The sequence below is a fragment of the Bacillus sp. FSL L8-0528 genome, from assembly GCF_038593085.1.
In the GTDB taxonomy this organism is placed as follows: domain Bacteria; phylum Bacillota; class Bacilli; order Bacillales; family Bacillaceae; genus Bacillus; species Bacillus paralicheniformis.
Genome location: NZ_CP151961.1, coordinates 2,450,668 through 2,468,480, shown reverse-complemented (window position 1 = coordinate 2,468,480; position 17,813 = coordinate 2,450,668). Strand labels below are relative to the sequence as shown.

The window sequence follows — 17,813 nt, the reverse complement described above, 5'->3', positions numbered from 1 at the left end:
AGGCTTGCATGATCCATCATATTGAACTGTATGTTTCAGATTTGGAAGCGTCGAAGCGCTTTTGGGGCTGGTTTCTCGGAGAGCTCGGCTATGAGGTTTTTCAACAATGGGAAGACGGGATCAGCTGGAAAGCAAACGGCGCCTATCTCGTGCTTGTGCAGGCGAAAGAGCAGTTTGTCAAAGCAGGTTATCACAGGTGCCGCGTCGGTTTAAACCATCTTGCTTTTTACGCGGCATCCAAAGAACAGGTCGACGAAATGACAATGAAACTGAGGGAGCGGGGATGCCGCATTTTATATGAAGACAGACATCCGTTTGCCGGCGGAAGCGGGCATTATGCCTTGTATACCGAAGATCCCGACCGCATTAAAGTCGAACTTGCGGCGCCTTGAGGCGGGCGTCCGCCGGAAGGCCGGCCTTTGACCGAGCCGGCCTGTTTTCAATTAATGCTGCATCGTTTTTTTCGAACTTAATTTGACTTTTGCTTCATCTATTTTGAGCTTCCGGAAGGCTGCCACCAGGAAAGGAACGCCGCAAATAGTGACAGCAGACAGGATTGCAAAAGTGAAAAACGGCTTTTCCGCTCCAAAGGCGTCCAGCAGCATTCCCCCCGCCCAAGGGCCGATCACGCTTCCCAGCTGGGTGAAGCCTATAGCCCCGAAGTAAGTGCCTTTCAGCTCAGGCCGGGCAATCCGGTCGACCAGTAAATCCATCATCGAAAAGAGAAGCACTTCCCCGATCGTAAACACGATAATGATCAAGACGATGGACCATAGATCGTGGAAAAACGAGAGGCTGAACAGGCTTCCGCTAATCAGCACATTTCCGGCAATCAGCGATAAAATCGGTGAAAACCGTTTGGCGATATGTACGATCGGGTACTGTACGACAAGCACGGCCAAGGCATTCAGCGTCAGCATCATACCGAACACTTTCGTCCCGTCTTCGATGAACGGGCTGGCCGCCATGTATTGTGCGAGCGTGGATGTGAAGTGGGAATACCCGAATAAACAAAGAATCGAACCGATTAGTGTAATCGTAAATACCCGGTCTTTTTTTGTCACCTCCAGCGCGTCCCGCACTTTTATACGCTTATTCCGCTCAGTTGCCGGTACGGTGTGGTGTTTAAACTGAATGACCAGCACCGCCGCATAAATAAAATAAATGAAAGCCGCAATGAAAAACGGCAGCGTCGTTTTCGAAGATCCGAGGTACAGGCCTAAAAGCGGACCAAAGACGACGCCGAGGTTGATCGCGGTATAGCGGAGATTAAAGACGAAAAGGCGCGTTTCGGGTTTGGATACGTCTGAAAGCAGCGCTCTTGAAGTCGGTTCAAACAAAGCGCGGCATAATCCGTTTAAGGCATTCATGACAAAGAATGTCCAGACATGATCGGCGAGCGCGAAACCGGCGAACACGAATGTCCAGCCGAAAATCGAAACGAGCATGATGGTTTTCCGGCCGAACCTGTCTGATAAGTACCCGCCGTAAAAGCTTGCCGCAATTCCGATCAGAGAGCTCGCTGCAATAACGGCGCCGGCAAAGCCGGAAGAGGCGCCTTTCACTTGTGTCAAATAAATTGCTAAAAAAGGGATGCTCATGGCTGTGCCCATACGTCCGAAAATGGTTCCGACAATAATGGTCCAGCTGAGCGGGTGGATGTTCTGCCATTTTTGTTTCATGATAAACTCTCCGTTACGTTTTTATTTGTTTATCATACATGAAACAAATGGCGGTGAATAGAGGAATTTCTATATGCTGGGTGATCAAAAGGAGAACAAGCCTTGATTTGTGACATAATCATAGATGACATCTTCGATATGGGCATGCAGCCCCTCATTCGGTTCCTCGATCCGCCTTTCCTGCAAAGCCAGCTTCAGGATTTCTTTTTCGCCGGGGCTGAGCGGATCGGTTGCAACATTGCGTCCGTACTGCTTCAGCGCCTGTCCGAGCATTTTTTCAATCAGTTTCTCATCCATTTGTCTTTCTCCTTTAGGAGCGCTTTTTCTTTTATCTTACTAGGAAAAAACGAGGTTCTCAAGGGAGCTTTCAATTTGAGCCATTAAACCGGATGCGGCAGCATTCCGAACTGGAATGATCCGCCATGTCACCTTCTTTCCAAAGAAGGTGTTTTTTGTTGCTTTCAGCCAGGATTTTCTTTGGATAAAATTACGCCTGGAAATCGAACGTATATTCGGAGTATAGTATTCATACACTAATTGTGCGAACATCAGTTCTTTTTGGAGGGAGAGAGATGGATTACGGTCAATATCCGTCGCGTTCGGTTTTGTGCGTTGATATGCGGAGCTTTTATGCAAGCTGTGCCGCAGTCCTGCTCGGACTTGATCCGATGACTTGCCTGCTGGCGGTTGTCGGAAACACGGAGCGGCAGGGGAGCATCGTTCTCGCTGCTTCTCCGGCTCTGAAAAGAGAGTTCGGCGTGCAAACGGGAACAAGGCTTTATCAGCTGCCGGATGATCCGCGCATCAAGCTGGTCAATCCAAAGATGGGGCTGTTTGTCCGTGTTTCTACAGAGCTCACCCGGCTGTTCTGCCGCTATGTGCCGCCTGATGCCATTCATACGTACAGCGTGGATGAAAGCTTTATTCAGGTGGACGGTGTTGAGAGCATGTGGGGAGACGCCCGAACGATTGCGATGAAAATTCAAGATGATATGGAAAGGGAGTTTGGCCTTCCCTGTGCTGTCGGAATCGGACCGAATCTGCTGATGGCAAAGCTGTGCCTTGACCTTGAAGCGAAAAAATCAGCAGACGGAGTGGCCGTTTGGGGCTACGAAGACGTGAAAACGAAGCTGTGGCCGCTGTCTCCGCTGCGCCGCATGTGGGGAATCGGCTCCAGGCTGGAAAAGACGTTAAACCGGATGGGGATCTTTACAGTCGGTCAGCTGGCTCACTATGATCTCAAGCGGCTTGAGAAAACATTCGGGGTGATGGGAAACCAGCTCTATTATCACGCTTGGGGCATCGACCTTTCAGCGATCGGAGCGCCGCTCTTGGAGGGGCAGGTCAGCTATGGAAAAAGCCAGATTTTGCTTCGCGATTATCCGAATCCGGAGGAAGTCAAGCATGTCATTCTTGAAATGTGTGAAGAAGTGGCCAAAAGGGCGCGCGCCCACCGCCAGGCGGGCCGGACCGTCAGTCTTGGCGTCGAATACAGCCGCGATGAGCTTGGCGGCGGGTTTTACCGTTCAAAAACAATGGAAAGCCCTTCAAATGTCACCCTTGATCTATACCATACATGTCTGGCATTGTTCGAGCGGTTTTATGCCGGCAAAACGGTTCGGAAAATTTCCGTCTCTTTGTCCAATATTCAAGACGATACCAATATGCAGCTTGATCTTTTTCGTCCCGATCAGGAAAAGAAGCGGCAGCTCGGGTACGTGATGGACGGCATCAGAGAACGGCACGGATCAACAGCGCTTTTGCGGGCCGTTTCCTATACAAACGCCGGGACGGCCCGGCTGCGGTCAAAATTGGTCGGAGGCCATCAGGCATAGAAAGGAGAATCATTTATGCTTCGCGACAGAGGCAGTATCAAATGGGTTTCCATGATGCTGCCTGAGCACGTGGAATTGCTCAGGGAATATCATGAAAGCCTTCAAAAACTCAAAAAACCGATCCTGGATGAACAAAAATATGAAGAATTTAATGAAATCATTTGTGAAGCGATGGCAGAAAACAGAATGTTGCAATTTGCCTATTATCGGCAGGGGGAAGTGAAAACGCTGGCCGGCCGGATTCACTATGCCGACGCCCTGAAAAGGGAGCTGCGGATCGTAAGCCGGGCGGATGAAATATGCATTTTAAAGATGGAGGATATCATTGAGATTGAATACGATTGTCGTTTATAATAGAATCAGTATTCGGAGGTGGATAAAATGGTAAATGACATTCATTTGCCGACTGCAGCGTCTCATGCAAAGCCTGTTATCTTGAAAGGCGATACTTTGCATGAGGCGGGGTTATCAACAAATCGCCTAAAAAAAGCAAGGTATCATTTCTGATCATCCGGCTTTGCACCTTATTTTTAAATATAGATCCATAAATAAGGAGCTGGCAGAAATGAAGACACCTTTTATCAGAAATGACCAATATAATTTTATTAAGTTTCAAACGGACAGCCTTGTTCAGGGACATGCGAACATCAATGACGAAAACGTACTTGACGCTTTGAAATGCAATGCGCTCGATCAAGTGTTCAACCTGTTTCCTGATCTCAGCAGCGATCAAAAGTCTTTGCTGCAGAAGATGGCAGAAGTGGAAGACAGCGGTGAAACGATGCGCTTTTTAGCCGAATTAAAGCCTCATGTCATTCCATTTCAGCGTATAACAGTAAAAACCGCTAAAAAGCTATTTTCTAAAGTGAAGAAGTTAAAGACGCCCGATTTTGAACAGATGGATTTCAGCGGATATTCCTACCTGGGATGGAATGATGCAGGATCAGGCAGAAAGTACATGATTGTGGATGCCGGCGGAAAGCTGACCGGAATACACGGCACCATCAAATCCAGCAATAAAAAAGGAATCTGCGCGATATGCAACAGGACCGAAGAGATCGGACTGTTCATGGCCCGGGTGAAAAGCGGGAAAGAAACCTATACAGACAGAGGCAATTATATTTGCTGTGACAGTGAAACATGCAATCAAAATGTGATGACGCTGGATCATCTGAACCATTTCGTCGCACAATTAACGAAAGAATAAACGAGAACCCCCCCGGCTAAGCTTTAGCCGGGGGGTTTTATGATTTGGCTTTTAGCCTGCCTCTTTCGCAGCACTTCGCTCTCCGAAGAGACGGGTGGTCAGCCCGGGAACAGCCATACATAAGAATACGGAACGTCCAAGGCTGAATAAAAGAAAAGCGAGCCACAGCCCATGGTTTCCGAAAGCGGGCACAGCGGTAAAAAAGGCGGCCAGGAAGACGAGAACAGCCAAGAACATTGAATTTCTGACCGGGCCTATTTCAGTCGCTCCTGTAAAAATCCCGTAAAAAACGAGTCCAAAACTTGCGGCCAAAGGAAAGAGAGCGATCCAAATATCGTAGGTTTTCGCTGCTTCCAAAACGCTTTCAAGCGGTGTAAACAAGGGAAGGATTACACCTTTCAAAAGAAAGTAGCCGACTGAAAGCAGCGCGGCCGAGATCAGCGACCACTGGATCGAAAGGGAAAGCGTACGGGAATAAAGTTCCCGATCCATTCTTCCAACGGCTTTCCCGGCAAAAATGCTCGATGCATTGGCAAATCCGTCAAACACATAAGCCATCATATAATGAATTTGAATTAAGATCGCATTTGCGGCCAAAACTTCAGCGCCGAAGCCGGCTCCTTTAGCCGTAAACAAATTAAAAACTGTTAAAAGGCACAATGTCCGAATCAATAGATCGCGGTTGACAACCATCATTTTTTTAAACGGTTTCGGGTCGAACAAAACCTTGACGGACGGCAGCTTAAACCGCATGGCGGCATTCGTTTTCACAAGCCAGCAGCCGATCAGGCAGCCCGTCACTTCCGCAATCAAAGTGGCTAGAGCGATGCCGTATACTTCCATGTGAAAGACGTAGACAAAAACGATGTCAAGCACGATATTCAAGACGTTCATCGAAATCTGCAAAAGCAATGTCACTTTGATAAGGGACATTCCCATCAGCCAGCCGAGAATGCAATAGCTGATTAAAGCAAATGGAGCGCCCCAAATCCTCAGCGAAAAATACTGCGAGGCGAATTCAGCGGTATGGCGGTCAGGCTGTATCAGCGTCAGCGCTGCGTATTCAAGCGGTTTTTGCAAGAGAATGAACATCAGTCCGGCAAAAAACGCGATGCAAACAGGCCGGGCAAGAGCCAAAACGCTCTCTGATCTGTTTTGGGAGCCGAGCGACTGAGCAGCGAACCCCGATGTGCTCACCCGCAAAAAGCCGAGGAGCCAATACATCGTATTAAAAATCATCGTTCCGACTGCAACACCGCCGATGTAAGCAGGGGAGGAAAGCTGCCCGGCTACCGCCGTATCGACCGCCCCCAGCAAAGGAGTGGTGATCGTTGAAATGATCAGCGGAACGGCGAGTGCTAGATAATGTCTGTGATTCATCTCTTATGACCCCCCTTAGGATTCAAACACCTGAAGCAGCTTTTTGGCATATGGGTGCCTTTCGGCAGAAAAAAGCTCTTCTTTTTTAAATTGATCGGCAATCTGCCCGTCTTTCATGACCATGATGCGATGGCTCATAAAGTGGACAGCGGCCAGATCATGGGAAATAAACAAATAGGAAAGCCCCATATCATCCTGCAAATCTTTGAGGAGGTCGAGGATCTTCGCCTGACTGGTGACATCCAGGCTTGCCGTAGGCTCATCAAAGATGATTAAAGACGGGTGAGTGCTGATGGCTCTGGCGATTAAGGCCCTTTGGAGCTGCCCGCCGCTTAATTCATGCGGATAGCGGTCAAGGAGGCTCGAGGGAAGGCCGACCATTGAGAACAGACGCTCAGCCGTCAGACGGCGGCTGCCTTGGAAGTCCTTTAAAAATGGCGGTATGTCTTGTTTGGAAACATCAAGCGGCTCCATAACTGAATCGATAATATTGAGCTTTGGATTCAATGATGCGGCCGGATTTTGAAAAACAGCCTGCAGCTTTCGGCGCAGTCTTCGGGTCTCTTTTTTGTTTATGCCGGGAAGCGGATGTTGATGAAGCCGAATCTCTCCGTGATCGATTTTTTCGAGCAGGAGAAGGCAGCGCGCGAGGGTGCTTTTCCCGCTGCCGCTCTCGCCGGCGAGCCCGAGGCATTCGCCTTTTCGAATGGAGAACGATACATTGTCAACCGCTTTGTGGCCGCAAGCGTAATGTTTTGTCAGATTGCTGACAAAAAGAACGGTTTCTGCTGAATGGGTCATCACGCACCTCCTGTTCCCGCCAGCGCCGCTTCCTTTGTTTCAGGCGCGGCTGTCAGCCTCGGCGGAGGATTTTTCAGCGGCGGGACGGCTGCGAATAAACGTCTTGTACATTCATGTACCGGTTGTCTGATTAAATCAGCGGTTAAGCCGCTTTCGACGATTTCTCCGTTTTGCATGACAGCGGTTTGATCGGCGTACCTTTTGACAAGCCGGAGGTCATGAGTGATAAAAAGGATGGCGCAGTTTGTTTTGGCGCGCATCACGGTGAGCTGTTGCAAGACGTCCGCGGCCGTGATGCTGTCTAAAGCCGTTGTCGGTTCGTCTGCGATGAGAAGCTTCGGGCGGAGCACCATCGCTTGAGCGATCGCGGCCCTTTGGAGCTGCCCGCCGCTCAATTGAAACGGGTAGCTTTCATATACTCTGTTTTCCGGCAGAGAAACCTCCCGAAAAGCGCGGAGAATCGCTTCTCTTCGCTTGTTTTTAGACCAATCGGTATGCGTTTTGACCATTTCGTCAATTTGTTTGCCGATCCGTATAAAAGGGGTGAATGCTCCGTGACAGTCCTGAAAAATACAGGCGATATCCTTTCCGCGCATGCGTCGGAGCGCTTTGCGGCCGGCTTGAAGCATCTGGCGGCCCTCAAATATCACATCTCCGCCGGACACCGTTAGTCCGTCCGGAAGCAGCCCGGCTATGGCCGAAGCGGTCAGGCTTTTTCCGCTGCCGCTTTCCCCGAGCAGCGCGAACCATTCCCCTTCATGGATCGAGAAGGAGGCATTTTTGACAATGGTGTGCTGTCGGGAGCTGATTGATAAGCCCTCAATGGATAACATCGGCATGCTAAGAAACTCCTTTCTTGTGTTTAACGTCAAACCTGTCCCTTAAACGATCACCGTACAGGTTGGACAACAGAACGATGAACATGATCGCAAGACCGGGAATCACCATAAGCTGAGGCGCATGCAAAAAGTAATGTTTTCCGTCATTCAGCATGGCGCCCCATTCCGGGTATGGAGGCTGAGCACCCAGTCCGATATAGGACAGGGCAGCAATCATTAACACCGTTTTTCCGATATCAAGTGTCGCAAGTACGGAAACGTTGCCGAGAACATGGGGCAGCAAGTGCTTTTTTAAAATCGCCCCGGAGCCTAAGCCCGTCAGCTCGGCCAAGGCGATGTAATCTTTTTGTTTTTCCGAAAACACCGTGCTGCGGACCAGCCTTGCATAGCCGACCCATTTGACAGCGACAACGGCTAATATTAAGTTCATCAGACCGGGGCCAAGCAAACCGCTTAAAACAATCGCGACAATATAGTCCGGAAACGCCATGACCGCGTCAACGATTCTCATGATCATCCGATCCAGCCGTCCGCCGAAAAAGCCGGAGACAAGCCCGACGGGAACGCCTATGAAAACGGAGATCAGAATCGCGGCCAAGGCGGTGCCGACCGTCGCTTTCGCACCGGCGATCATTCGGGAAAATATATCTCTGCCCAAATGGTCTGTCCCGAGCCAGTGCTGCAAGCTGATCGGCTGGAGACGGTTGGCCATATCTGTGCGGAGCGGATCGAACGGCAAAAAGAAGGGGACGGTGAACAGCGCCGCGGAAAACAGCAGCACGAACCACAGTCCTGTTTTGGTTCGGAATATAAGTTTGACGTTTTTTCTCATCGGCGTCCAGCCTCCTTTAAGCGAATTTCCGGATTGAGGTACCGATAGGAGAGGTCGACCAAAAGATTGATCAGGACAACCGTGATCCCCATGAAAAGAATGTACCCCTGAATGATCGGATAATCACGCTGAACGATGGCGTCAACGACAAGCTTGCCGACGCCGGGATATGCAAACAGGACTTCAATAATCACCGTGCCGCCGAGCAGGCTGCCGAGGCTGACCCCGAATATCGTGATGACAGGGACAAGACAGTGGCGAAACGCGTGAAAGAAGAAAATTCTCGCCTCGCTGATACCGCGCGCCCTGGCTGATCTGATGAAATCCTGACCAAGGCTTTCGATCAAGCTTGACCGTACAAGGCGGACATAAACGCCGGACATCGCGATCCCGAGCGTGAGAGAGGGGAGAATCAAATGTTTAAACGTTCCGGCTCCCATCGACGGCAGCCAATTCAGCCTGACGGAGAAGAGATCGATCAGTATCAATCCGAGCCAAAAGCTTGGGAGCGCGGCTCCCACTAAAGCGAGCAAGCGGCCGAGATGATCGATCCACCGATCCCGGTATAAAGCGGAAAGCGTTCCGACCGGCACGGCGATCAGCAGCATGACGAGAAGCGATGCGCCGGTCAGAAGCAATGTCGCCGGGAATTTCCGGCTTAGCTCGTCGATGACGGGTTCGTGTGTTGTATAGGATTTTCCCAAATCAAATTGGAAAAAGCGTTTAAACCAGTTCCAATATTGAATATAAACCGGTTTGTCCAAACCGAGCTCCTCTTTGAATGCCTCGATCTGCTCGTCTGTTACCGCTACATCATCTACGCGAAGCATCTGTTTCACCGGATCACCGGGAGCCGCTTTCATAAATACAAAGCTGATAAACGAAAGCAGGAATAAGAATAGAACCAGTTCAAACAGCCGCTTAGCGATCTGCTTCATTTCGTTTTCACATCCAAATCTTTCGTCAGCATATAATACTCACTTTTGCTCGTTTCCCAATTTAATACACCGTCTCGGTATGCCGTGATGTTTTCGGGAGTGACGATAAAAGAGTTCAATGTCTCCTTCTCGATCAATTCAGCTGCTTTTTTAGCAAGGCGGTCTCGCTTCTCTTTGTCGATTGTGCGGTTGAATTCCTCAATCCATTTGATCAAGGTTTGATTTTCGATGCCGCTGTAGTTTAAAGCGCCATTCGGCATATAGGCGGTGTTCAGCAAATAGCCGGTATCGCCTCTGGGCGCGGTCATCGAGCTGTATGTCGCCAAATCCCAATCATCGTTCTTCGCCAAATACTCATCGATATTTTCGACTTGTTGAATCTTAATCGAAATGCCCAGTTCCTTCGCATTTGATTCAAGAATTTGTGCGATTAAAGGCAATTCCGGACGAGACTGATAGGTTAGCAGTGTAAAAGATAAGGCTTGTCCGTCCTTCACGGCTTTGCCGTTTTCAAGCCCGTAGCCGGCTTTTTTCAGCTCGGCTTTTGCCGCTTCCAGTCCGCTCGGCTTTTGAACCGTACCGGCGGAAAATGGGAAATCCGCTAAGAAAGGTCCGTCTGCCGGCTGAGCATGCCCGTTCAAAATGCTTTCAGCGATTTCTTTGCGGTCGAGTAATGCGTCGAAGGCGCGGCGCAGGTGACGGTCAGCGAAATGATCCTTCTTTGTATTGTAGAGAATCTGGTGAACGCGCAAGCTCGGCACCGAATCAACGGTAATCGATGAATCTTTTTGAATTTGGTCAATATCCTCCACGCTCGGTCTGTAAATGATGTCGGCATCTTTTGATTGGAGAGCCATGACGCGGGCGTTTGCGTCTTCATTAAACGAAAATGTGACGTGCTTCAGCTTTGGTTTGCCGTCCCAATAACCGTCATACCGTTCTAACTCTATTTTATGGCCGGCCTCAAAAGAGGAAACTTGAAAAGGACCCGTTCCGACGGGCTGTTGAGAAATGTTTGCTGCGCTGACGTCAATGATCGATGTGTTTGGATGAACCAATTCTGAAGGGAATTCGGGAAAAGGCTCCTTCGTTGTAATCGTCAATGTTTGTCCTGCAGCTTTGATTTCTTTGATTTTTAAGGCGTTCTTCATGGCTTTACTCTCGCGTATCGTCCGTTCTAAAGACGCTTTTACCGCTTTGGCATCCGCTTTTTTGCCATTTTGAAACGTCAGATTGTCTTTAAGGGTGAAGACCCATGTTTGTCCGTCTTTACTTTTCCAATCCTTGGCGAGCCAAGGTTCGATGGAAAGGTCAGCGCTGATTTTGACGAGCGTTTCGCTGATGCCGGCGCGGACCGCCGTATAATTGACATCGAGATTCGGGTCAAGGGTTTGACTTGGAATATTGAAAAGAAAGGTGAGTTTCTTCTCATCACCTTTCGCCGAGTCCGCGCCTCCGGAGGAGCAGGAAGCGAGAATGAAGAGAAAAACAATCGGTATGATCATGCGTTTTGCTATGTAAGCCATCGGTTATACCTCCAAAAAGTAATGATTTCGATTTGCTTTCATTATCATAGGGGATATTCCCTTTGTTGTAAACAGGAATATTTGCCTTTATATGACGAAAGTGAGGGGACAAATTTTTTGGAGTCCGGCCGGCTTTTCCATATAAAATAGGTCTGCAAAAAAGAAAGCCCGAATAATTTGAAACAAGGGAGTTAATGGAACGATTTACAGGGGAAAAAAATATGCTGTTAATAAGATGTTCAAACAGCAAGTGAAAGGAGCCAAAAAGCGATGATGATTACAGTAAAAATACGCCATACAGCTGAAACCGAAGGCACAGACATAGGTGACTTCACTCCTGCTGAACTCGAAAGCATCGTCCAGACAATCAGAAAATACGGAGCTTGGCTTTCACCTGATGCCGACACAGATGATTATAAATTTACATTCCAGGATGCTAAATACAACCTCGAACAAAGAGTCTTTGAAATCATTGTAGAATAATCATATATCGACGGGGTTGACGGACACTGAATGAACGGTCGGAAAAGGCGTTTATTTAGAGTCCTTTTTATTTTTGCCCGGGCGGGAAAACAGTCCTGATAAATGAGGAGCCTTGAAGAGGTTTCAGTCCTTCAAGGTTCCTTCACTTTTACTGCCCGCTGGCGGTCAGCCCGTTTTTAATCAAGGCATTCACTTTGCTGCTGAACAAAAGGCCGACATGGCTTACGCCTGAGATTTGCACATTGTTTGCACCATCAAGTTTGGAGAGGCTGTTTAAGACGATATAGTCGCTTGTGCTGTAAATCGAAGTGTATGAGATTTCGCTTCCCTGAGGCGCCGTGTTTGTAACCAGACGGTTAGCGCCGCCAAGGGTAACGACATGTCCGACTTTATGTGCGCCGTCCAGATTCTTAATATAATAGAGCGTATTGGCCCCGCCCATGCTGTGAGCGACAATATCGACTTTTGACGCTCCTGTTTGATTCAGCACATGCTTGATGTATTCGGATAGTGTCGGCGCATTGATTTTATTATTTCCTGTTTTATAGATAAAGTTGATGGCGTAAAGCTCACTGCTTGTCCAGCCTTGAGATTGTAAATACGATTTAATGCCGATAAAGTTATAATCGGCTCCGCCGATGCCGTGAACCATGACGACCGGATTGCGGGAAGCGGCGGAAGCTGTAGCAGGCTGGAACGAAAATACGGACACGACAGACAGCATGCAAATCAATAGAATAGATAAAAATGAATGGCGACGCATTGTTTCTCCTCCTAAAAAAGTAATAAGTTCACAACAACGACAATTCTATAAAACGAACATATGAAAACGAAGTGTAAATTTATCTATTTTTTACACTCGGAAAAAGAGCAGTATATGAAACGGTTTTTTGCCGCTGGGCGCGCCGGTATCCTATGGGGCAAGGTGAGTGAAGCTTTTCAGGGAGATGGCAAATCGATTTGTGCTGTTGAATTAGAACTAAGAATTTACTCCCATTCATCTACTGACGTATTAAAATGGTAAATTGGGAGCAGGAAACGGTATAATAAGGAAGCATATCCATTGCTTAGTTGCAGAACATTTGTGCCGATGGTCAGGTATAATGTTGAAAGGAGAGGTTAGATTTTGATGAAAACATGGGCATTGAAAACAATGTGCCTGTGCTCTCATGTGCAGTTTTTTTCCGACTGCAAAGCGGTCCGCTGCATATCAACAAAGTGTTGATTGCTTATCAGCGGAAAACGGGATTTTCGTAAAAAAAAGACGTTTCGAATGATGACAGACCGGATCAGGATCAAGTCCTGTTTACCAAAGGGGGATGAACATGATTTCAAAAACGCCGGAGCCGCCGTATTACGCAGTGATTTTCACATCGGTCAGAACAAACGGGGATCATGGCTACAAAGAGACGGCTGCGAACATGCTAAAGCTTGCCGCAGCACAGCCAGGCTTTTTAGGAGCAGAAAGCGCAAGGGACATGAACGGAAAAGGAATAACGGTTTCCTATTGGGAAAGCCTTGAGGCGATTGAAAAATGGAAGTTTCACAGCGAACACCGGCAGGCGAAGGAAAAAGGCCGAACGGAATGGTATTCCGACTTTGCCGTGCGGGTCGCAAAAGTTGAAGCCGCGAGAATTTCGGAGCGGCCCGGCCGGCCCTCGTCAGATGGCACCAGCGGGGAGGAAATGCAATGATTCAATTGTTAAATCATAAAGACCCGCACACGGCCCGCTGCATTGTAAATGTTCAAAGGCCGGCTTATGAAAGAGAAGCGGAGATTATTCAATTTCAGGGCATTCCGCAGCTGAATGAAACAGCTTTTGATGTGATGGATTCCTGTGAAACTTTCATCGGCTGGTTTGAGGGAGAAGAATTAGCCGGAATCGCTTCCTTTGTACATACAGCCGAAAAGCTGACGATCTGCAGGCTGGCCGTTCATCCCGTCCATTTTCGAAAAGGAATTGCGATGGCATTGCTTCGTTATATATTGATGGAGAAGGAAGCGGAAGCGTTTGAAGTGACGACGGGAGCGGGGAATGAACCGGCAAAAGCGCTGTATCAGAAATTGGGATTTTCCGAGATTGAGCAGTATGAACCTGAAAAAGGAATTGTTCTTTCAAGACTGACGCTGCATGCGCCGAGAAAGGTTAAAGTCGTCTCCTATCAAGAGGAGTGGAAAGGCAAATTTTTCAAAGGAAAAAAGCAGCTTGAAGCGCTTTTCCAGAATGAAGTCTTGCATATTCACCACATTGGAAGCACGTCAATTCCGGGGATGAGCGCCAAGCCTGTCATTGACATACTGATCGAAGTAAACGATCTCGGCTCCGCCGCCCGCTTCGAAAAGGGGATGAAAATACTTGGCTATGAATCGAAGGGGGAAAACGGAATTCCGGGGAGAAGGTTCTTTCAAAAAGGAGGACGGAACCGTACACACCATGTCCATCTGTATGAAAGCGGGCATCCCGATATTAGACGGCATCTCGCGTTTCGGGATTATTTAATCTCGCATCCGGAGCGGGCCGAAGAATATGCTGTTCTGAAGATGAAGCTGGCGGAGATGTTTCCGCTTGACATGGCAGGCTATGTTGACGGCAAAAACGGCTGGATAAAAGAGACTGAGCGCTTGGCTGAACAATGGGAAAAGGCAGGGGAGGACAGGTAAGCCCCCTCCTGCTTCAGGCTCTGACACAAGAGTCAAACGTTCCTTTGTGGCTTCCGTCACAGTAAGGCATTTTCAGTGATTTTCCGCATCTGCAGAGCGAAAAAGCGGGTTTTTCAGGGAACGGGTTTCCTTCCATATCGATCAGTTCGACGTCTCCCGTGACCCGGAAACCGCCGTTGTCCATCACTTTAATCTGCACTTTTTTGGGCATCATTCCACCTCCGAATCTCTTCATATTTATGCCTGACAGCCGGAAACGATGCGCTTTTTCCCGCGCCTGTGGTACAATGTCCGTAAACGAAATAGAGAAGGATGATATCATGCAGCTTGAAATCACTGCACAGGCAAAACAAGCCATTCAACGGGCAACAGAGCCTTACCCTGATAAAAAGATCCAGCTCCGCTATGATTCCGAGGGCTGCGGATGCGCGGTCAGCGGCGTGCCGGTTCTGTGGCTGACGGACGAATTATCGGGAAGTTGCGAGCCCCTTGAGACAAACGGGCTTCCGATTTATATTCAGTCATCGCAAAAAGTCTTTTTTGATGAAGCGATGACCATCGACTATTATGAGAAAGCGGGTGCCTTGATGCTGAAAAGTCCGGCACAGGTGCTTTCTCCCAGAATGAGTATTTTAGTGAAATAGGGTGGCGTTCGATTTGAATCAAAAGGTAAAATCTTTAAAGCAAACCGCTCAAAATAAAACATGGGCGTCCTTTTTACATCAAAATCATCCGTATACACTGCTTCATTGGTCAATCGGAGGGACAGAGTCCGTCAAAAAGGATGTCTGGCTTCTTCAGGATGAAATGACTTTTGAAACAAAGGAATTCGATACAATTGAGACGGCCATCTCCTGGATCGGCGATCATATGAGCGACATTACGGATATTTTGTAGCATCAAAAGAAGGCGGACGAGACTTATGCTCGTTCGCCTTCTTTGCGCCGGTTTGTGATCTCTTGAAGAAAATCCCGCACCGTGTTTTTGTAGCTGTTTCTGTTTTGGGTATAGCTCATCGCGTGTGCACCGTTTTCAGCGATATAAAGCCTTTTCTCCCCCGGCTTCTTCTCGTAAAGCATTTCGCTCGATTCAGCCGGGATATAGTCGTCGTGTTTGCTGTGAATGAACAGCACCGGTTTTTTGATCTTCCCGACGACGGATAAAGGGGAGACATCACCGATGCGGTAGCCGTCCCGCCATCTCAAAAAGAGGCTGGCAAGCGGCAAAATGAAAGCTCCCGGAAGATGAAAATCTTCTTTCAGCCGGTAAACGAGCTGATCCTCAAATGTGGCAAACGGACAGTCGGCCACATAAAAATCAGCGTCGGCATCGTCCATTCCCGCGTAAAGAAGCGTCGTGACAGCGCCCATCGATTCGCCGTGAATGCCGATCAGCGCGTGTTCGCCGTGTTTTTCCCGAAGCCAATTGACAACCGTTTTCAAATCGTTTTTTTCATAATATCCGTAGCTCGTCGTTTTTCCGCCGCTTGTGCCGTGCCTCCGGTGGTCATATATGACGGCGTTCCAGCCGAGATCAAGAAACAGATTCATATATTTGATCGAATTCAGCAGATTCATCGTCACCCCGTGGCAGATAATCACGGTGTTTTTCGTTTTGTGCGGATGGACGTAGTATCCTTTAATATTGTAGCCGTAAGAAGAAGCGAGGATGATTTCTTCTTTCGGGAGAGCGGCAAAAGCTTTTTCATCATAATGGCCGTCGGCCGTTTCCCGTTCGATAATGTATTCGTCTGTCCGTTTTTTAATGTACATGATTTGATTCGTAAAATAGATTCCGAGCGCGGCAATAAACAGCAAAACCGCCCCGATAGCAGCCAGCCAAATTAACATCTGATGTATTCTTCCTTTCTTAAATGCTTCTCACTTTATCATACCACACAGCGATTGGCATTTGCCGAGAGAGGCTGCTCCCCGAGTGACGGCTTGCCTGAACTTTTAGATTCCTGATAAACTATCATCACAAACAGGGAGAACGGAGGACAGGATATGGGAAAGAAAAAACAAGACCCAAATGCCCGGCAGCTGCTGAAAGATGCACTCGCCGACGATTTGAAAGATAAACTTCAGCAAATGAAGAGCGAATTGAAAGAGGAGGACGAAAAAAGAAAAGAGCGTGAGAAAGAGCGGCTCATCAAGGAAAGACAGGAAAGGGAAAAAAACAAAAGCTTTGAAGAACTCCTCAACGAAAGCGGAATTGACGATTGGAGGAAGTATAAGTAAGAAAGCCCCGTCTGACCAAGAGACGGGGCTTTCTTATTGCTTTATTCGCGATGTGCAGTGTACACGCCGCGTTTTGTATAAAAGCGGAGCGCTTTGATTTCCTGTTCTGTCAGAGCGCGTCCGCCGACAGATTCAACGTTTTCCCGAAGCTGGGAGATTTTGCTCGCCCCGGGGATGACCGCGCCGACAGCCGGCTGGGCGAGAATATACTTCATCGCGGTTTCGGTCGCGGATAAATCAGGTGCCGTTTTTTCAATGTCCGCTTTTGTTTTAACGAGTTCATCGTAGGAATATGATAAATAGCCGTTTTTCTTGATCGCGGCGTTTGCGTCTGACAGAGGTTTTTCTGTCAGGATCCCTTTTGCCAAAGGTCCTCTTGCAATCACGCTGATTCCATGTTCTTCAAGGAGAGAAAGCCATTCCTCAGGCCGTCTGTCCAACAAGCTGTATTGCATCATGACCGTGACGATGTTTGATTTTTTGACGTATTCCTTAATGACGTTCGGCCGAATTGAAGAAATGCCGTAATGGCGGATGACGCCTTCCTGTTTTAATTCTTCAAAGGCTTCGATCGTTTCGTCGATATTGTCTTCAATCGTGCCGCCGTGCAGCTGATAAAGATCGATGTAGTCGGTTTGCAGCCGCTTTAAGCTGCGCTTGACGGCTTCTTTTATGTACGCTTTCCGGGGATCCCAGAACCAGCCCGGTTTTCCTTCCTCCCAGCGGTTTCCTGCTTTTGTCGCAAGGATCACGTCTTGGCGCCTTGATTTGATCGCTTCACCGACAATTTCTTCGTTGCGTCCAAAATCGTACAGGTCGGCAGTATCCAAATAATTGATGCCAAGCTCCAAAGCTTCATCCAAAATTGACAGTGCGTGCTTTTTGTCTGTTCCGAGAGACATGCAGCCGAGGCCGACTTCACTCACCTGTAAATCGGAATGTCCGAGCGTCCTTTTTTTCATAAGCTTCACTCCTTTTTTTCTTACTTTGAACGTAATACAAAGGAGCAAAGTTTTCAACCCATCGGCATCGGAATCAGAAGTACAGCTCGAAGATGATAACGCTTAGGGCGCAAATCAAACAAACCGCGGCAGGGATGGCCGTGAAAAAAGGCTGCCGCGCCCGGAATAGGTGGGCATGAATGGCGCCTGTCATAAGCAGGGAGAACAACAGCCCCGAGCCGACAGCCAGATGCACATTCCAAATTCCGCCGATCATGCCGAGCGCTCCGGCGATTTCGAGAAATCCTGTAACTGAAAGAAACCACAGCGGGTATTGATAATGGCGCCAATGTTCCACTTGAAAAGGAACGTGCAGCGTCTTGATTACGCCTCCGGTCAGCATAAATGCCGCCAATCCTGCTTTTACGAAAACAAATGCCACCATGT

23 protein-coding genes are annotated in these 17,813 nt (G+C 48.4%); 10 read left to right on the top strand and 13 right to left on the bottom strand.

Translation table 11 applies throughout. The features are described 5' to 3' along the window. The first annotated feature begins 8 nt into the window (after window positions 1-8). The gene (locus tag MHI30_RS12550) at window positions 9-392 is read left to right on the top strand and encodes a VOC family protein (protein ID WP_023855956.1); all 384 of its coding nucleotides are present in this window, start codon (window positions 9-11) and stop codon (window positions 390-392) included. A 51-nt stretch (window positions 393-443) separates the two neighbouring features. On the opposite strand, the gene MHI30_RS12545 is transcribed toward MHI30_RS12550, so the two are convergent. Both MHI30_RS12545 and MHI30_RS12540 read right to left on the bottom strand, forming a co-directional pair. Continuing rightward, window positions 444-1,682 carry an MFS transporter gene (locus tag MHI30_RS12545; RefSeq protein ID WP_023855955.1) on the bottom strand — a complete coding sequence of 413 codons (1,239 nt, stop codon included), beginning with the start codon at window positions 1,680-1,682 and terminating at the stop codon, window positions 444-446. 84 nt (window positions 1,683-1,766) lie between these two features. After that, on the bottom strand, window positions 1,767-1,979 hold the full coding sequence (locus MHI30_RS12540) for a YqzH family protein (protein ID WP_023855954.1): 213 nt from the start codon (window positions 1,977-1,979) through the stop codon (window positions 1,767-1,769). A gap of 275 nt (window positions 1,980-2,254) precedes the next feature. Here MHI30_RS12540 and MHI30_RS12535 point away from each other — a divergent pair, with 275 nt between their 5' ends. From MHI30_RS12535 to MHI30_RS12525, 3 genes are all read left to right on the top strand, one after another. After that, entirely contained in the window at window positions 2,255-3,517 is a 1,263-nt protein-coding gene (locus MHI30_RS12535; RefSeq protein ID WP_023855953.1) for a UV-damage repair protein uvrX, read from the top strand. A gap of 15 nt (window positions 3,518-3,532) precedes the next feature. Further along, on the top strand, window positions 3,533-3,871 hold the full coding sequence (locus tag MHI30_RS12530; RefSeq protein WP_020452064.1) for a YolD-like family protein: 339 nt from the start codon (window positions 3,533-3,535) through the stop codon (window positions 3,869-3,871). 211 nt (window positions 3,872-4,082) lie between these two features. After that, window positions 4,083-4,724 carry a FusB/FusC family EF-G-binding protein gene (locus tag MHI30_RS12525; protein ID WP_075754058.1) on the top strand — a complete coding sequence of 214 codons (642 nt, stop codon included), beginning with the start codon at window positions 4,083-4,085 and terminating at the stop codon, window positions 4,722-4,724. 51 nt (window positions 4,725-4,775) lie between these two features. On the opposite strand, the gene MHI30_RS12520 is transcribed toward MHI30_RS12525, so the two are convergent. Genes MHI30_RS12520 through nikA form a run of 6 tightly spaced genes read right to left on the bottom strand, consistent with a single transcriptional unit; the run spans window position 4,776 to window position 11,040 of the window. Next, window positions 4,776-6,104, bottom strand: a complete 1,329-nt coding sequence (locus MHI30_RS12520; RefSeq protein WP_075754060.1) for an MATE family efflux transporter — start codon at window positions 6,102-6,104, stop codon at window positions 4,776-4,778. 15 nt (window positions 6,105-6,119) lie between these two features. Beyond that, complete coding sequence (locus tag MHI30_RS12515; RefSeq protein WP_020452061.1) at window positions 6,120-6,905, bottom strand: dipeptide/oligopeptide/nickel ABC transporter ATP-binding protein; 786 nt, start codon at window positions 6,903-6,905, stop codon at window positions 6,120-6,122. Then, on the bottom strand, window positions 6,905-7,744 hold the full coding sequence (locus MHI30_RS12510) for an ABC transporter ATP-binding protein (RefSeq protein ID WP_075754062.1): 840 nt from the start codon (window positions 7,742-7,744) through the stop codon (window positions 6,905-6,907). Before MHI30_RS12510 ends, MHI30_RS12515 begins: the two co-directional genes overlap by 1 nt. A gap of 1 nt (window position 7,745) precedes the next feature. Next, window positions 7,746-8,576, bottom strand: coding sequence for a nickel transporter permease (gene nikC / locus MHI30_RS12505; RefSeq protein ID WP_020452059.1), 831 nt, complete (start codon window positions 8,574-8,576; stop codon window positions 7,746-7,748). Further along, a complete protein-coding gene (nikB, locus tag MHI30_RS12500) occupies window positions 8,573-9,514 on the bottom strand; it encodes a nickel ABC transporter permease (RefSeq protein WP_020452058.1) in 942 nt (313 codons plus the stop codon). Before nikB ends, nikC begins: the two co-directional genes overlap by 4 nt. Beyond that, on the bottom strand, window positions 9,511-11,040 hold the full coding sequence (nikA, locus tag MHI30_RS12495; protein WP_075754064.1) for a nickel ABC transporter substrate-binding protein: 1,530 nt from the start codon (window positions 11,038-11,040) through the stop codon (window positions 9,511-9,513). The genes nikB and nikA overlap by 4 nt, the downstream gene beginning before the upstream one ends. Before the next feature lie 270 nt (window positions 11,041-11,310). Between nikA and MHI30_RS12490 the strand changes: the two genes are divergently transcribed. After that, window positions 11,311-11,523, top strand: coding sequence for a hypothetical protein (locus MHI30_RS12490; RefSeq protein WP_003183222.1), 213 nt, complete (start codon window positions 11,311-11,313; stop codon window positions 11,521-11,523). A 148-nt stretch (window positions 11,524-11,671) separates the two neighbouring features. On the opposite strand, the gene MHI30_RS12485 is transcribed toward MHI30_RS12490, so the two are convergent. Further along, window positions 11,672-12,286 carry an alpha/beta fold hydrolase gene (locus MHI30_RS12485; protein WP_075754066.1) on the bottom strand — a complete coding sequence of 205 codons (615 nt, stop codon included), beginning with the start codon at window positions 12,284-12,286 and terminating at the stop codon, window positions 11,672-11,674. A 556-nt stretch (window positions 12,287-12,842) separates the two neighbouring features. Between MHI30_RS12485 and MHI30_RS12480 the strand changes: the two genes are divergently transcribed. After that, window positions 12,843-13,217 (top strand): antibiotic biosynthesis monooxygenase, encoded by a 375-nt coding sequence (locus tag MHI30_RS12480; protein ID WP_237562598.1) that lies wholly within the window; start codon window positions 12,843-12,845, stop codon window positions 13,215-13,217. Then, window positions 13,214-14,185, top strand: coding sequence for a bifunctional GNAT family N-acetyltransferase/GrpB family protein (locus tag MHI30_RS12475; protein WP_075754070.1), 972 nt, complete (start codon window positions 13,214-13,216; stop codon window positions 14,183-14,185). The genes MHI30_RS12480 and MHI30_RS12475 overlap by 4 nt, the downstream gene beginning before the upstream one ends. 13 nt (window positions 14,186-14,198) lie before the next feature. Here the strand turns inward: MHI30_RS12475 and MHI30_RS12470 are convergent, their stop codons facing one another. Next, on the bottom strand, window positions 14,199-14,396 hold the full coding sequence (locus MHI30_RS12470; RefSeq protein ID WP_043054379.1) for a CDGSH iron-sulfur domain-containing protein: 198 nt from the start codon (window positions 14,394-14,396) through the stop codon (window positions 14,199-14,201). Window positions 14,397-14,505: 109 nt separating this feature from the next. Between MHI30_RS12470 and MHI30_RS12465 the strand changes: the two genes are divergently transcribed. Together MHI30_RS12465 and MHI30_RS12460 are read left to right on the top strand one after the other, a co-directional pair. After that, a complete protein-coding gene (locus MHI30_RS12465) occupies window positions 14,506-14,829 on the top strand; it encodes an iron-sulfur cluster biosynthesis family protein (protein ID WP_020452052.1) in 324 nt (107 codons plus the stop codon). Between the two features lie 13 nt (window positions 14,830-14,842). Next, entirely contained in the window at window positions 14,843-15,082 is a 240-nt protein-coding gene (locus MHI30_RS12460) for a YqkC family protein (RefSeq protein WP_003183211.1), read from the top strand. 23 nt (window positions 15,083-15,105) lie between these two features. Here MHI30_RS12460 and MHI30_RS12455 read toward each other — a convergent pair whose 3' ends face one another. After that, window positions 15,106-16,035 carry an alpha/beta hydrolase gene (locus MHI30_RS12455; protein WP_075754072.1) on the bottom strand — a complete coding sequence of 310 codons (930 nt, stop codon included), beginning with the start codon at window positions 16,033-16,035 and terminating at the stop codon, window positions 15,106-15,108. 156 nt (window positions 16,036-16,191) lie between these two features. On the opposite strand from MHI30_RS12455, the gene MHI30_RS12450 reads away from it, so the two are divergent. Then, the gene (locus MHI30_RS12450) at window positions 16,192-16,425 is read left to right on the top strand and encodes a YqkE family protein (protein WP_075754074.1); all 234 of its coding nucleotides are present in this window, start codon (window positions 16,192-16,194) and stop codon (window positions 16,423-16,425) included. 41 nt (window positions 16,426-16,466) lie between these two features. On the opposite strand, the gene MHI30_RS12445 is transcribed toward MHI30_RS12450, so the two are convergent. Together MHI30_RS12445 and MHI30_RS12440 are read right to left on the bottom strand one after the other, a co-directional pair. Then, window positions 16,467-17,387 (bottom strand): aldo/keto reductase, encoded by a 921-nt coding sequence (locus tag MHI30_RS12445; protein ID WP_075754076.1) that lies wholly within the window; start codon window positions 17,385-17,387, stop codon window positions 16,467-16,469. Between the two features lie 73 nt (window positions 17,388-17,460). Beyond that, window positions 17,461-17,811 (bottom strand): DoxX family protein, encoded by a 351-nt coding sequence (locus MHI30_RS12440; protein WP_154495348.1) that lies wholly within the window; start codon window positions 17,809-17,811, stop codon window positions 17,461-17,463. Window positions 17,812-17,813 lie beyond the last annotated feature (2 nt).